We start from the raw sequence: 13358 nt of genomic DNA, 5'->3' as shown, positions 1-13358 counted from the left end.
GATCTATAATAAAGAAGTAGGGCTCGCATAGTCAGTAACGGGTATCTCCCCGCACGCTTTAATGGCCTTGAAACCTCCGCGGACATTCACGAGATGGCTGTATCCTCTCGCCCTTAGTATGGAGATAAAGATCATAGAACGGTACCCCCCGGCGCAATGCACATAAGCGGATGTATCTTTTTGGACATCCGGTAGATGGTCGTTAATAAGATCCAATGGAATATTGACGGCTCCAACCACATGTTCGCTATGATATTCGCTGTTCTTACGTACATCCAGGATGGGCAGGAAATCCCTTTTCAGGCGGACTGCCAGCTCAGTTGCAGTCACCGAATCGATGGAGTCCATCTCCTTCCCCGCAGCTTTCCACGCGGCAAAACCTCCTGACAGGTAACCGATCGTATGGTCGAGACCGACGCGGGCCAGCCGGATGATCACTTCCTCTTCGCGGCCTTCCTCAGTGATGAGCAATATCCTTTGATTAATGTCCGGGATGAGCGCTCCCGCCCACGGCGCGAAATTGCCGTCGATTCCTATATTGATCGAATTGGGAATAAACCCCGCAGCAAAGACCTCCGGATCCCGGGTATCCAGTATAAGAGCGCCCGTCTCATCCGCCTGCCGCTCAAACGCCTCCGGTGTCAGCGCCCGCTCCCCCCTCCTGATCACCTGGTCAATGCGCTCATAACCCATCTTATTAAGTAGGACATTGAAAGGAAAATAAGACGGCGGCGGCACGAGGCCCGTGGTAATCTCCCGTATGAACTCCTCTTTTGACATGCCAGGTCGCAGCGCATAGTTGGTAGCTTTCTGATGACCGAGCGTATCGGTCGTTTCACTGCTCATCTTCTTACCGCAGGCGCTGCCGGCGCCATGAGCAGGATATACAACTACATCGTCCGGTAAAGGAATGATCCGGGTGTTCAGCGAATCGTAAAGCAGGCCCGCCAGTTCTTCCTTCGTCAGGCCGGTTACTTTTTGAGCCAGGTCGGGCCTGCCGACATCACCGATGAACAAAGTATCGCCACTGAATAAAGCCTTCGCCTGTCCGTATTCGTCGATCACCAGGTAACAGGTGCTTTCCATCGTATGCCCCGGAGTGTGCAACGCCTTTATGGTAATATCACCCAGTTTCAACTCCTCATTGTCGCCGGCGATCTGTGCTTCAAAAGAAGGATTTGCATTCGGTCCGTACACAATGGTAGCCCCTGTCCGGCGGGCAAGATCCAGGTGACCCGACACGAAGTCAGCATGGAAATGGGTCTCCAGCACATATTTGATCCGTGCATTATCTTTTTCCGCCTTTTGAATATAAGGCTCCACTTCCCGCAGCGGGTCCACAATAGCCGCCTCCCCTTTACTCTCGATATAATAAGCGCCTTGTGCCAGGCATCCCGTGTATATCTGCTCTATCTTCATGATCTGCATTTTTATCATGACAAAATTAAACTGCCTGAAACCCATTGTCCGTGACTTAAATCACGCAAGAAATTTTTCTATGTACCTTTGCCCCATAAATTCACATAAGCATGGTGGAGATAGAAAAGATAAAAGCCCTGTTCCCTTCCTTCGATCGGGATCTCGTCCGCAGCATGAGCGAACATGCCGATCTGCGTGAATTCAAGGCGGGAGAGCCATTGATGAAGACCGGTCAGAATATAAGGTCCACCATGCTGATCACAAAGGGACTGGTCAAGATCTTCCGGGAAGATGACGAAGGAAACGAATTTTTCATGTACTATCTGCAGCCCGGACAGGCTTGCGCCCTGTCCATGATATGCGCCACTAAGCAGGAGACCAGCCAGATCATGGCCCGGGCCGTCACCGATACGGAAAGCATTATGGTCCCCCTCGAATACATGGACAAATGGATGACGCAGTACAAAAGCTGGTATCATTTTGTCCTGGAATCCTATCGGGCCCGTTTTGAGGAATTGCTGCTGACGGTCGATCACATCGCCTTCCGGAATATGGACGAGCGGCTTTTGTTCTACCTGAAGAAGCAACAGGAGACGCTCAAATCCAATCGGCTCTACCTCTCCAATACAGAGATAGCCTCGGACCTCAATTCTTCCCGGGAGGTGGTTTCCCGGCTTATGAAAAAGCTGGCCGACAGACAGCTTATCCGGCTGGACCGCAATTATATCGAGATCCTGCACCTGGATGTATAGTCATTTCCCATGGTCAATTGAATAATTTTTAAACAAGGTCCAAATGAATAAACGTATTTTTTTTGCCACCGTATTGGCGCTTTCCTTTTGGGCGTTAGCCGTATCTTTTATGCATAGGCAAGCCGAACCCTGGCGCCAGGACCAGCTCATGCCCCCTGCTGAACTTGCCGAAGCCATCAATCATCCATCTGCCGACACACCGCTGATCATCTGTGTAGGCCCGGCAGGACCTATAAAAGGATCTATAGAAACAGGCCCCGCCGCCAGGGAGGAAAACCTGAATAAACTCAAAAAGCTTTTATCAAAAGAAAACAAGGACAGAGAAATTGTTATTTACTGCGGCTGTTGCCCATTTAAGAATTGCCCGAATGTCCGGCCAGCCTTTACTTTATTGAACACCCTGCAATTTACCAGGCATAAATTATTGGATCTGCCGCACAACATTAAGGTAGATTGGATTAATCCCGGTTATCCGACGAAGGAATAAGAATAATTAGCTCGCTTCACCTTTATGATGATATCAATCATTCTGCCACCTGACAGCCCTCATCCAATTAACTGGTAATATAGACTTACTTTAAGAAACGTTTTATCATGTCCCGCTACTTTACCAAACCATCTGTAATAGATGAAGAGGAAGCGACCGCCGCCATTAAACAATGGGCTTATCCCCTGACAGATCGTAATAGCCTGGACCCTTTGTTTCAGCGGATAGGCGGAGCCAGGATTGTAATGCTGGGGGAAGCTTCGCATGGTACCCACGACTACTACAACTGGCGCAGCTATATTTCCAGGCGGCTGATCGAAGAAAAAGGCTTCAGCTTCATTGCAGTCGAAGGGGATTGGCCCGATTGCTACCACCTGAACAGATACATTAAAAATCATACTGAAGAGGGTAAAGGAGCATACAATGTCCTTCATTCTTTCAATCGGTGGCCCACCTGGATGTGGGCCAATTGGGAGATCGTCGCATTCGCAGACTGGCTGCAGCAATACAACCGCACCCTGGCTTTCAACAAAAAAGTAGGATTTTACGGGTTGGACGTCTACAGCCTGTGGGAAAGCATGGAGAGCATCATGCAATACCTGGGACGGACAGATCCCCGGGCGCTGAAGGTGGCGGAAGAGGCATTCAAATGCTTCGAACCTTACAGGCGCGAGGACGGGCAGTCCTATGCAAGAGCAACCCAATTCGTCCCGGAATTATGCGAAAATGAAGCGGTACGTTTACTGAAGGAGATCCAGAGGAGGCTTCCCTCGTATAATACTGACCATGAGAATGTGTTCAATGTCGAACAAAATGCGCTGGTGACGGTAAATGCGGAAAAATATTACCGTGCAATGATCCATGGCGGCCCCCATTCCTGGAACGTCCGCGATGAACATATGGCCCAGACGCTGGACCGCCTGCTGGAATTTCACGGCGATGACGCAAAGGCCATCGTCTGGGCCCATAATACGCATGTGGGCGATGCCCGGGCAACCGATATGAGCGCCGAGGGCATGTATAACATAGGCGAGCTGGCCAGGATGAAATATCATGATGATAGGGTAGTGCTCGTAGGGTTCGGCTGCTACAAGGGATCGGTAATTGCCGGACATGGCTGGGGGGCCGAAATGCAGAAAATGGACGTTCCCCCTGCCCCCAAGGAAACGTGGGAATATTTGTTGCACGCCGCCAGCAGAAAGAATAAATTATTAATAATGAATGATTTTCATCACGACGTGTTCATGGAAAATCATATAGGGCATCGCGCCATTGGAGTAGTATACAATCCTCAATATGAAAAATACGGGAACTATGTTCCCAGCGTTCTTCCGCTACGGTACGATGCTTTTATCTATTTTGACGAGACGACAGCCTTGCATCCATTGCACATCCAGCCTGATGGTCACCAAATGCCGGAAACCTTTCCATTTGGCGTTTGAGCAGGTTCATCCATCCTCATCTCCTGTACAAAGCGATCAGCTCGCCGAACCCCAGGATATGTCCCTGCATCGCCTGATCCAGGACCTTCTTAGTGGTTTTTTCTGTCAGGCTGAGCCGGCAATCCAATGAATATACCTTAAAGTGATAGTGATGTATCCCATGGGGAGGACAAGGACCGTCATACCTGTTTTGCCGGAAATCATTGACACCCTGCTCCTCCATCTGCCTGGCCTCTTTAATATGCCTGGTAACGGGAATATTCCAGGCCACCCAATGGACCCAATCGCCGCCCGGAGCATCCGGATCATCGACAATGATCGCCAGGCTCCTGGTTCCTTCCGGGATGCCGGCTATATCCAGGGGAGGGCTTATATTCGCCCCGGAACAAGTATACTGCGGCAGAATAAATCCTTTTTCGTCCACCGCCTCGCTGCTTATTTTCATCGTGTAATAGGATACTTCCGTTTGATTTGATACAGCTGCTTTCATACCCGTTGATTTTTAGAAAATAATGGAATGTGTATGTTGCTTATGAGGCGCTTCCGGCAGGATCAGCAGTGGAATAGTCGTTTTAAAAAGCATTTCCCTGGTATTGCTCCGGAGGAACCACCTTTCTGGCAGGACCTCCTTATGTGGGATCATGGCCAGCATATCGACATGATGCGTTGAGATAAAATCATTCAGGGCCCTGGTGATATTCTTGTCCAGCGGATATTCATACAGAGGCTCCAGTTTCCCCACCATCTTGCTCAGATTGGAAGGCCGGTTCAGCACTTCCACCACTTCGTCGGATTGCTTGGTAATTACCCTTATGATGTATAGTTTCGACTGGAACTTTTCCACCAGGCTACGAAGGGTGTCTAATAAATGCGTGTCCGCTTGCATGGAAATATCATTGGCCAGCGCTATGGTTCCCGGACTTTTGTAAGAGGCTTCCTCCGGTATGACCGCTAATGGTACGCTGCTCTTTCTTGCCAGCGAAGTGACAGTACTGCCAAGTAGCTTCCGGGTCGCTTTCCCGCTTCCCTTCATTCCTGCAATAATAAGGTCCGCATGCACTTCTGCCGCCGCTTTAAGGATCGCATGGGAGGCCTGCCCTTCCTTTGCAAGTATTTCAACAGGTGTGGCCTTTTCGATATTCAGATGGTCCGCCTCCGCTTCCAGCTTCTGCGTTACGATCGCACCCATGTCTGGCGCAACCAGGACCAGAGGCTCTGCAACGGTAACAGGCACCTGCTCGTACGCACTCGTCAGGACCACTCTGCCATTGAATGCCCTCGCGAGTTCTATGCCGTATTGCATGGCATTCCTGGAGGCGGGTGAAAAATCGGTTGCTATCAGAAATGTCTTCATATGAAAAGTGTTTTTAAACACGGGCCCCAAGACCTCCATTCATCCCTGCGCCTGCAACAGATGAAGTACCTTGATTCAGCCGCTTGTCAAAAGCTTGTGTAATTTCCCTTTTCACTGTTTTGGATAGGTCATCCGGCTCGATGGACAGGCAGTACCCGCCGCCCTCCATCACGGCATAATCAAATCTATAGTACTTACCCCCGAAGGTTCGGGGATGTTTATGTCTTATAGCACAGATATCCTGCAGGAAGATTCCAAAAAGTGCATTCGACCAGGGTGTTTTGGGAGGTCCCATACAAATTGTTTTCTTCAAGTTACCCATCCTTGGTTCCGAAAAGAATGATAAAGATTGCTTCCTGCTTGATTCTAATCAGCACGGTGGTTGACGGCTATCATTGCCGGCAGAGGAAATAGGGAATAGCTTCATGAAAAATTCTTATGGAAAAGATACTCTTGGCCACTGACAGCCAGAACCTGGACGAAAATCCCGTCCATTTCGCAGCCTATCTTCCACATATTCATCTATTTAAAATCATTTGATCATGGAAACCAGCATTGCCGCCAGGACCGTGAGAACGACAGAAACGGGAAAGGCCATTTATGAACGTCGTGCCGTCAGAAAATACAAGAATACACCTGTAGACAGGAAATTGATAGAGCAGGTCCTGGATGCGGGACGGATGGCTCCATCAGCAATGAATAAACAACCCTGGCACTTTTATGTCCTCACGGGCAAAGACACAATACAGGCTTTTTCCAGGGAAATAGCCGCCATTGCGATGAAGGGAGCGCTGAGTTCAGGCATATCCGGCATAAAGCAGGTGATAAAGGCTGCGGCAGGGCTGTTGCATTTTGTCCATGGGATCAATCTTCACGCTTTGAAAGACCCGGTTTTTTACGAAGCTCCGGTGGTCATTTTTCTCACGGCCTCCCGGGATAATGAATGGGCCCCCCTGGACATAGGAATGTGCGCCCAGAATATCATGCTGGCGGCGAGGTCGGTTGGACTGGACAGCTGCCCGGTGGGTTTCGGGAAATTTGTAGTAAAGACAAAGATTTATTCCAGGCTGCATGTTCCGGATTCCGAAGAGGTACACCTGGCTATCATCCTGGGCTACGGGGACGAATCGCCAAAGGCGCACGAAAGGGCCAGGGATAATGTATTATTCATCGATTAAATAAGGGTATATGGAAAAGATCTTTGAGAACAAGGTTGCCATAGTAACAGGCGGCAGTTTCGGCATCGGTCAGGCGGCTGCCCTGGCCTTCGCCGTCAGTGGCGCAAAGGTGGTCATCGCCGACCTGGTAGAAGATAAAGAGCAGGCGACGCTTAAGCAGATCGAGGCTGCAGGAGGGGAAGCGCTGTTTGTGAAATGTGATGTTTCAGCAGCCGGCGACATAACGGCCATGATCGATAAGACCTTTTCTGCATATGGCCGGCTGGATTTTGCGTTTAACAACGCAGGCATCGAAGGCGTATCGGCTCCTACGCACGAATGCACGCAGGACAACTGGGAAAGAACGCTTGCCGTCAACCTCACGGGCATCTGGTTGTGCATGAAACACGAATTGCCCCATATGCTCCGGCAGGGAAAAGGTGCCATTGTGAATTGCGCGTCTGTTGCCGGCCTCATAGGTTTTCCGGGACTTCCGGCTTATGTGGCCAGCAAGCATGCAGTAGTAGGCCTTACCAGGACAGCAGCATTGGAAAATGCAAAGTCGGGGGTACGTATCAATGCCGTGTGCCCGGGTGTCATCAGGACCGCGATGATTGACAGGATCACGGGAAAAGACAAAGCAGTGGAACAACAATTCGCCAACATGGAGCCCGTAGGTCGCTTCGGCGAACCCGGTGAAGTGGCAGAAGCAGTGGTTTGGCTCTGCTCCGATGCGGCGTCTTTTGTCACCGGGCATGCCCTGCCGGTGGACGGAGGATGGATCGCATCCTGACATAAGCCGTTGACGGGACATCCTGGATAACATAAATCAATAAGTCATGAAAAAGAATATTAAAATGATGCTCGCGGTCCAGTCGCTGGTATTGATCTTTTCGCTGCAGCTGTTCATTTCCTGCAGCCCCTCCGTCAAATTGACGGCATCCTGGAGCGATAGGAACGTTCAGCCCGTACGATTCTCGAAAATACTGGTAACAGCCATTGGCAAGGATCTGGAAAAGCGAAAGCTGGCAGAGGATAACATAAAGGGCGAATTGCAGGACCGCGGCTTTGCTGCCGCAACAAGCCTGGACGAATTCGGTCCCGATTTTGCGAAAATGAACGATTCCGCAGCCATGCGCGGGATGTTGCTGGACAAGGCGTTTGATGGGGCGCTCACCGTCCGCGTCCTGAATATTAATGAACACGACCGGTGGGTGCCTGGCAGCTTCTATTATGCTCCTGTGGGATTCTATCGCGGGTTTTATGGGTATTATCGCAGGGTTTGGGGCTACTATAGCGAACCCGGTTATTACACTACGGATGTTGAAGTGCTGTTGGAAAGCAATCTTTATTTGCTGGCTACGGGAGAGCTCTTATGGTCCGGACAATCGAAAGCTTTTAGCAGGAATCCTACCCCCGAAATGGCAAGGCGCTATGCAAAGAATATTATTGATGATATGATCGATAAGAGGGTCATCGCTCCCTGATAATGTCACATGTATTTCTAATGAAAATAAATATATCGCCATGTTTACAGATAGGATACAAGCCGGGAAGCTGCTGGCTGAAAAACTGAGAAAGTACCAGGATAAGGAGGGGGTAATACTCGCCGTTCCCAGAGGCGGCGTACCGATTGCCTATGCCGTTGCCAAAGAGCTGGGTATGCCTCTGGACCTGGTGCTCACAAAAAAGATCGGTCACCCTACCAACAGGGAATTCGCCATCGGCGCAGTCAGCCTCACCGACTCCTTTGTCATTCCCTATCCCGGCGTATCGCAGTTCTATATTGACCGGGAGATTAAAACAATAAGGGAAAGGCTGAAGGAAATGTACCGGAAATTCATGGGGAATAAAGAGCCGGAAGTGCTCACGGACAAAACAGTGATTGTTATCGACGATGGCATCGCCACCGGGAACACATTGATGGGCACCATCAGCATGCTGCGCAAAGATAATCCGGCAAAAATTGTCATAGCAGTTCCGGTGGCGTCCCAAAGCGCTGTTCGGAAATTGTCCAGGGCGGTAGATGAATTGATAACCGTGCTTATACCGGAAGAGTTTTACGGAGTGGGCGCATTTTACGAGAATTTCGAACAGGTGAGTGATGAAGAAGTAATGTATTACTTGGATAAATGGAAGAGGGATATAAAAAAGGCAGGATAGCTAGGGGTATGCTTCGGCCAACAAATGCCTGCTGAACCACCTGCCGGCCATTTCAGCGACTGTATCCAGCGTGCCATACTCTTCGAATAAATGGGACGCCCCTGGTATGATTTCTAGTTTCTTCTCACAGGTAAGCCGGTTATATGCCTGCGTATTCAGCTCCAGCACTTCGTGATCAAGGCCGCCGACGATCAGTAAAGTGGGCGCCGTCACTTTTTCCAGTGCGTCCATGGCCAGATCCGGTCTTCCGCCGCGGGATACGATGGCATTTACTTCCCGGAGCCCGGCTGCAGCGCTAAGTGCTGAGGCCGCCCCTGTGCTGGCGCCAAAATACCCGATGGAACAGTTGCGTGCCTCCGCGAAAGCGCTCATCCAGCGGGTAGCCCCGGTTAAACGCCTGGTGAGGAGATGGATGTCAAACCGGTTGGCGTATTGTTCGTCTTCCACCGGGGTGAGCAGGTCAAGCAAAAGCGTTCCAAACCCCTTTTCCTGTAATTGCTGCGCTACCATCCTATTCCGGGGACTCAGGCGGCTGCTGCCGCTGCCATGGGAAAAGATGATGATTGCCTTTGCCTCCCGGGGGATGATCAAATCTCCTTGCAAGGCGACTTCTTCCACCGCGATCGACACTTCATTATTAAATCGGAAATTCATAGCTGAAAGTTTTACTTGCAATGAACTAATACCTGGTGATCAGGGCCATGCCCTGACGTTCCTTCAACGAATCATTTTCCAGCAGTATCACGCTGCCATTCTTTTCCAACAGTACTTCCATAAGGTCGTCGACGGCGTCAGCAAGCACCTGGTGAGGCTTTTTGGGCGGTTGCAGCCGCAGATCATACTCATTCCCTCTGGGTAGAAAGCCAGGCAGCGAATGGTCCTTTTCTATGAGGAGCTTTAGCCCTCTTCCTTCTTTGGCCGCCTTCCATATCTCGTGAATGCCGGTGATGCCGCGCCCCTCGCCGATCTTTTCACCAAACTCCCCGATCAGCTGTTGTTTCTCCTTGTCCAGGTGTGACCTGAGGACGTCCCAGGCCAGCACTCCCAGTTCCGTTAACGTAGTGTAGGAGTAATTGCCGGCCACTTCCCCTATGATATGCTTATTGTGATGAGTAACCTTTCCAAAATAGGACAGGTCTTTTTTCGCTCCGGCTATGATCAGGAGGATATGATTGTTGGTAAGATAGGCTTTCAATCCGTCTTCCACCAGCCCGCAGAAACGTTGATAGCGTATCTCTTCCAGTTGGGATTTATCTTTTTCATATTCTTTCACAAAGGCATTGCCGACAAAGGACGAGCCGCGGGAAGGGCGGGTATAGACATAATCGTCCACATATTTTTTGGGGAAGTTGTTGTCTTTTATTTCAAGGAGCGTGTTTAGCCTGCCCTCGAAAAGCCTCGCTTCTTTCTCGCTTAATAGTAAGGTGTAATAGGGGTGGGAGTAATACGCCTGGTACAGCAGATCCCTGATCTCGAACGAACGGCCGATGATCACTTTCTCCTTCACAGGGAAAAAGAATGGGACCAACTCCTGTATGTTCGCGGAAACAAACAGCCCAATCCCAGCTGCATTATGGACGAAGTCGATCCTCGCGTACAAATCATCGATGGATGCTTGCAGGAGCCTGATCTCTTCCTCCCTGTAATTTTGCGCCAGATATTTTTTGGCCTCCCGGATCGCCTTGTCAAGCACTAAATGATCGATCCTTCTTTCCGGAGAAAGTTTATGCGTGGGGACGATGATGGAAATGCATATTTTCCCTTTTTCTTTCTGCAATGACCTCACCAATCCCTCTTCGTTCAGATCGCGACTGGATGCGGAAGAAATTATTTTTACCATGGAAAATTTCTTATAAAGGTAATCACCGGGTGCCTGAGCAACGGTGACGACAATCAATTTCCCCCGTGAGAACCGTCATTCTTTTCAGTATAAAAGAGGAGCTATCTTTGTTTCAACGTTCCCCGGAGGAGATCGGTCAGTCAGGAAGATAGATATAGCTGTTCAAAGGACAGTAAACTAACCGACCGCAACACAGTATAAAAACTGTTACGCTGACCAGGAAAATTGCCGGGTAAGTAAGACGCTGCTAGAATAGCGCTTTTAAAAGACCGCAAAACTATCAACGTCGATTGAGGCGGCCTGCTAGTGCCCGCCTTTTTTGTGTGATCTTTGGTGCAGGAGAATTTAAGGCAGTTTCCGCTCCCTTTGTTTTTTGCTATTTGCTTTTGTGACCTTTCCTGGGTGCTGGTACGAAAAGACGAAAGGTATAACATTTTTGACCAGGATACTAAAATATTTAGTATTTTCGCAGTGAAAACACTTTCACCACCAAACCACCCGTCCATGCACGCGAGCAATAAGGACATCATGGCCCGGTTGCAAATGGATATCCTCCCCTTGCAAGGGTTTCGCCCTCCGGCTTCAGACAGGGCGGCCAGCATGGGCTTGGGTCCGGTGGAAGCCGCCTTTCCCACTGGACATTTCCCCACCGGGGCCGTGCATGAGTGGATGAGCGACACCGCCGAACAGTCGGCCGCTACGCAGGGCTTCCTCTCCGCTCTGCTGGGCAAACTGCTTTTACAGGGTGGCGCCTGCATATGGATCGGCACTGCCCGGACTCTTTTTCCGTCCGCGCTGGCAGCTTTCGGAGTAGCAGCGGAGCGTCTCATCTTCATCGACCTCCGCCGGGAAAAAGATATCCTCTGGGCCATGGAAGAAGCCTTGCAGTGCGAAGGACTGGCGGCTGTCGTAGGCGAATGCCGCGACATCGATCTCACCGCCTCCCGCAGGCTGCAGCTGGCCGTCGAGCACAGCCGGGTGACGGGCCTTCTGCTGCGGCATCAACCTCGTCATAAGAATGCAGTTGCCTCCGTGGCACGCTGGAAGGTGTCTCCTTTGCCCTCCGTAATAGAAGATGGCCTCCCCGGCGTAGGTTTTCCCCGTTGGGAGGTGCAGCTGTTAAAAGTACGCAACGGAAGACCCGGCAAATGGCAGGTGGAATGGTCGGCCGGCCAGTTCCATATATTGGCGCCCGTCATGCCGGCCAGCCTGCACGAACCACAACGCAAAACAGGATAGCATGCACCGGCGTTTTATGACCATCTGGTTCCGTCACCTGACGACGGATTGGCTCGCCATCCGGCAGCCTGCTTTGCGGCAAATACCTTTTGTCCTGGCGGAAAATGTGCATGGACGCAAGGTGATCACGGCTGCCAATATCCTGGCGCAGCGACAAGGCATCGACTGTGGCATGGTGGTCGCCGATGCCCGGGCGATCTTCCCTTCCCTGGAAGTGCTGGACGACGTGCCGGACCGCGCGGAAAAATTATTGATGGCCCTCGCCCGGTGGACAGTGCGCTATACGCCCGTCACTGCCATCGATCCCCCCGACGGACTGATCCTTGAGGTGACAGGCTGCGCTCACTTGTGGGGTGGGGAAGCGGCTTATTTGCAGGAGATCACCACCCGCCTGGCAACACTGGGCTACGACGTGCGGGCTGCGATGGCAGGCACCATTGGCGCCGCCTGGGCCATGTCCCGCTTCGGTCAGGGAGAGCTGATCGCCCACGGCGGTAGTGAGTCCACCGCCTTGCTGAACTTGCCGCCGGCAGCGCTTCGGCTGAGCCCGGAGATCCTGGACCGTTTGCATCCATTGGGATTGAACCGCCTGCATTACCTGATCGCCATGCCGCGGGCTGCGCTCCGCCGGCGTTTTGGTCCGGAGCTCCTGCTGCAGCTGGACAGGGCGCTGGGCAGGGTGGAAGAGATGATCCAGCCCGTCGAGCCGCCCGTACAATATCGCGAACGGCTACCCTGCCTGGAGCCGATCGCTACGCGGACAGGGATCGAGATCGCCCTGTCCCGCCTCCTGGATACGCTGTGCCATCGCCTGCAGTCGGAAGAAAAAGGGTTGCGCACTGCCGCCTTCACCTGTCACAAATTAGACGGTAAGGCAGCATCCATCGCCATTGGTACACATTATCCGTCACACCGGGCCGCACACCTCTATAAATTATTTGAAGAGAAGATCGCCAGCCTTGCGCCCGATCCGGGTATCGAGCTCTTCACGCTGGAAGCGCCGGTGGTGGAAGATTGTCCGCCCGGGCAGATCATGCTGTGGAAAGAAAGTGGCGGCGTTGCCGATCCTCGGGTGGCGGAATTGCTGGACAGGCTGGCCGGTAAGATGGGGGAGTCGGGCATCCATCGCTACCTGCCGGACGAACACTACTGGCCGGAACGTTCCATCAAACTTGCATCCTCTTTACAGGAGCTCCCATCCATTCCCTGGCCCGCCGACCGGCCAAGACCCATACGGCTCCTGAAAGCACCGGTACAGATCGGGGTGACGGCGCCCATCCCGGATTATCCGCCCATGCTCTTCCGTTATCTCGGCAAGGTGCACCGGATCAAAAAAGCAGATGGACCGGAGCGCATCGAACAGGAGTGGTGGCTGGAGAAAGGACCGCGACGGGATTATTATCAGGTGGAAGATGAAGAGGGGCAGCGCTATTGGATCTTCCGGTCCGGTCCATATAAGGCGGATCAGTCGAACCAATGGTTCCTCCACGGTTTTTTTGCATAAG

Annotated in this window: 15 protein-coding genes; 9 read left to right on the top strand and 6 right to left on the bottom strand. The window is 51.6% G+C overall.

Annotated elements, in window-relative coordinates; all coding sequences use genetic code 11:
• Window positions 1-3: 3 nt before the first annotated feature.
• A complete protein-coding gene (locus Q4E93_RS07160; protein WP_303583803.1) occupies window positions 4-1419 on the bottom strand; it encodes an MBL fold metallo-hydrolase in 1416 nt (471 codons plus the stop codon).
• A 110-nt stretch (window positions 1420-1529) separates the two neighbouring features.
• Here Q4E93_RS07160 and Q4E93_RS07155 point away from each other — a divergent pair, with 110 nt between their 5' ends.
• The 3 genes from Q4E93_RS07155 to Q4E93_RS07145 all read left to right on the top strand — a co-directional run bounded on the left by Q4E93_RS07155 (window position 1530) and on the right by Q4E93_RS07145 (window position 4100).
• Complete coding sequence (locus Q4E93_RS07155) at window positions 1530-2171, top strand: Crp/Fnr family transcriptional regulator (protein WP_303583802.1); 642 nt, start codon at window positions 1530-1532, stop codon at window positions 2169-2171.
• A gap of 43 nt (window positions 2172-2214) precedes the next feature.
• Window positions 2215-2658, top strand: a complete 444-nt coding sequence (locus Q4E93_RS07150) for a rhodanese-like domain-containing protein (protein WP_303583801.1) — start codon at window positions 2215-2217, stop codon at window positions 2656-2658.
• A gap of 107 nt (window positions 2659-2765) precedes the next feature.
• On the top strand, window positions 2766-4100 hold the full coding sequence (locus Q4E93_RS07145) for an erythromycin esterase family protein (protein ID WP_303583800.1): 1335 nt from the start codon (window positions 2766-2768) through the stop codon (window positions 4098-4100).
• A gap of 16 nt (window positions 4101-4116) precedes the next feature.
• Here the strand turns inward: Q4E93_RS07145 and Q4E93_RS07140 are convergent, their stop codons facing one another.
• From Q4E93_RS07140 to Q4E93_RS07130, 3 genes are read right to left on the bottom strand one after another with little or no spacing between them, the layout of a single operon-like run.
• Window positions 4117-4590, bottom strand: a complete 474-nt coding sequence (locus tag Q4E93_RS07140) for a YbhB/YbcL family Raf kinase inhibitor-like protein (protein ID WP_303583799.1) — start codon at window positions 4588-4590, stop codon at window positions 4117-4119.
• Window positions 4591-4602: 12 nt separating this feature from the next.
• A complete protein-coding gene (locus Q4E93_RS07135) occupies window positions 4603-5454 on the bottom strand; it encodes a universal stress protein (RefSeq protein ID WP_303583798.1) in 852 nt (283 codons plus the stop codon).
• A 13-nt stretch (window positions 5455-5467) separates the two neighbouring features.
• Window positions 5468-5749 carry a hypothetical protein gene (locus Q4E93_RS07130; protein ID WP_303583797.1) on the bottom strand — a complete coding sequence of 94 codons (282 nt, stop codon included), beginning with the start codon at window positions 5747-5749 and terminating at the stop codon, window positions 5468-5470.
• 247 nt (window positions 5750-5996) lie between these two features.
• Here Q4E93_RS07130 and Q4E93_RS07125 point away from each other — a divergent pair, with 247 nt between their 5' ends.
• Genes Q4E93_RS07125 through Q4E93_RS07110 form a run of 4 tightly spaced genes read left to right on the top strand, consistent with a single transcriptional unit; the run spans window position 5997 to window position 8774 of the window.
• On the top strand, window positions 5997-6632 hold the full coding sequence (locus Q4E93_RS07125) for a nitroreductase (RefSeq protein ID WP_303583796.1): 636 nt from the start codon (window positions 5997-5999) through the stop codon (window positions 6630-6632).
• Window positions 6633-6642: 10 nt separating this feature from the next.
• Window positions 6643-7404, top strand: coding sequence for an SDR family oxidoreductase (locus Q4E93_RS07120; protein ID WP_303583794.1), 762 nt, complete (start codon window positions 6643-6645; stop codon window positions 7402-7404).
• A 46-nt stretch (window positions 7405-7450) separates the two neighbouring features.
• Complete coding sequence (locus Q4E93_RS07115; RefSeq protein ID WP_303583792.1) at window positions 7451-8098, top strand: hypothetical protein; 648 nt, start codon at window positions 7451-7453, stop codon at window positions 8096-8098.
• Between the two features lie 40 nt (window positions 8099-8138).
• Entirely contained in the window at window positions 8139-8774 is a 636-nt protein-coding gene (locus Q4E93_RS07110; RefSeq protein WP_303583791.1) for a phosphoribosyltransferase, read from the top strand.
• Here the strand turns inward: Q4E93_RS07110 and Q4E93_RS07105 are convergent, their stop codons facing one another.
• Together Q4E93_RS07105 and Q4E93_RS07100 are read right to left on the bottom strand one after the other, a co-directional pair.
• Window positions 8775-9428 (bottom strand): dienelactone hydrolase family protein, encoded by a 654-nt coding sequence (locus tag Q4E93_RS07105; RefSeq protein ID WP_303583789.1) that lies wholly within the window; start codon window positions 9426-9428, stop codon window positions 8775-8777.
• 25 nt (window positions 9429-9453) lie between these two features.
• Complete coding sequence (locus Q4E93_RS07100) at window positions 9454-10614, bottom strand: baeRF3 domain-containing protein (protein ID WP_303583787.1); 1161 nt, start codon at window positions 10612-10614, stop codon at window positions 9454-9456.
• A gap of 504 nt (window positions 10615-11118) precedes the next feature.
• Here Q4E93_RS07100 and Q4E93_RS07095 point away from each other — a divergent pair.
• Together Q4E93_RS07095 and Q4E93_RS07090 are read left to right on the top strand one after the other, a co-directional pair.
• Window positions 11119-11853 (top strand): ImuA family protein, encoded by a 735-nt coding sequence (locus tag Q4E93_RS07095; protein WP_303583785.1) that lies wholly within the window; start codon window positions 11119-11121, stop codon window positions 11851-11853.
• Window position 11854: 1 nt separating this feature from the next.
• On the top strand, window positions 11855-13357 hold the full coding sequence (locus Q4E93_RS07090; RefSeq protein WP_303583783.1) for a Y-family DNA polymerase: 1503 nt from the start codon (window positions 11855-11857) through the stop codon (window positions 13355-13357).
• Window position 13358: the final 1 nt, after the last annotated feature.

This window comes from Flavitalea plasmicola (genome assembly GCF_030546645.1).
Classification (GTDB): Bacteria; Bacteroidota; Bacteroidia; order Chitinophagales; family Chitinophagaceae; genus Puia.
Note: the sequence above shows the minus strand (reverse complement) of the source record. Positions and strands in the feature narration are given on the sequence as shown.

What these genes read in the sequence shown, in the direction of transcription:
- Q4E93_RS07160 (WP_303583803.1), bottom strand. Translation starts at nt 1,419, where the DNA reads ATGAAGATAGAGCAGATATACACGGGATGCCTGGCACAAGGCGCTTAT.
- Q4E93_RS07155 (WP_303583802.1), top strand. Translation starts at nt 1,530, where the DNA reads ATGGTGGAGATAGAAAAGATAAAAGCCCTGTTCCCTTCCTTCGATCGG.
- Q4E93_RS07150 (WP_303583801.1), top strand. Translation starts at nt 2,215, where the DNA reads ATGAATAAACGTATTTTTTTTGCCACCGTATTGGCGCTTTCCTTTTGG.
- Q4E93_RS07145 (WP_303583800.1), top strand. Translation starts at nt 2,766, where the DNA reads ATGTCCCGCTACTTTACCAAACCATCTGTAATAGATGAAGAGGAAGCG.
- Q4E93_RS07140 (WP_303583799.1), bottom strand. Translation starts at nt 4,590, where the DNA reads ATGAAAGCAGCTGTATCAAATCAAACGGAAGTATCCTATTACACGATG.
- Q4E93_RS07135 (WP_303583798.1), bottom strand. Translation starts at nt 5,454, where the DNA reads ATGAAGACATTTCTGATAGCAACCGATTTTTCACCCGCCTCCAGGAAT.
- Q4E93_RS07130 (WP_303583797.1), bottom strand. Translation starts at nt 5,749, where the DNA reads ATGGGACCTCCCAAAACACCCTGGTCGAATGCACTTTTTGGAATCTTC.
- Q4E93_RS07125 (WP_303583796.1), top strand. Translation starts at nt 5,997, where the DNA reads ATGGAAACCAGCATTGCCGCCAGGACCGTGAGAACGACAGAAACGGGA.
- Q4E93_RS07120 (WP_303583794.1), top strand. Translation starts at nt 6,643, where the DNA reads ATGGAAAAGATCTTTGAGAACAAGGTTGCCATAGTAACAGGCGGCAGT.
- Q4E93_RS07115 (WP_303583792.1), top strand. Translation starts at nt 7,451, where the DNA reads ATGAAAAAGAATATTAAAATGATGCTCGCGGTCCAGTCGCTGGTATTG.
- Q4E93_RS07110 (WP_303583791.1), top strand. Translation starts at nt 8,139, where the DNA reads ATGTTTACAGATAGGATACAAGCCGGGAAGCTGCTGGCTGAAAAACTG.
- Q4E93_RS07105 (WP_303583789.1), bottom strand. Translation starts at nt 9,428, where the DNA reads ATGAATTTCCGATTTAATAATGAAGTGTCGATCGCGGTGGAAGAAGTC.
- Q4E93_RS07100 (WP_303583787.1), bottom strand. Translation starts at nt 10,614, where the DNA reads ATGGTAAAAATAATTTCTTCCGCATCCAGTCGCGATCTGAACGAAGAG.
- Q4E93_RS07095 (WP_303583785.1), top strand. Translation starts at nt 11,119, where the DNA reads ATGCACGCGAGCAATAAGGACATCATGGCCCGGTTGCAAATGGATATC.
- Q4E93_RS07090 (WP_303583783.1), top strand. Translation starts at nt 11,855, where the DNA reads ATGCACCGGCGTTTTATGACCATCTGGTTCCGTCACCTGACGACGGAT.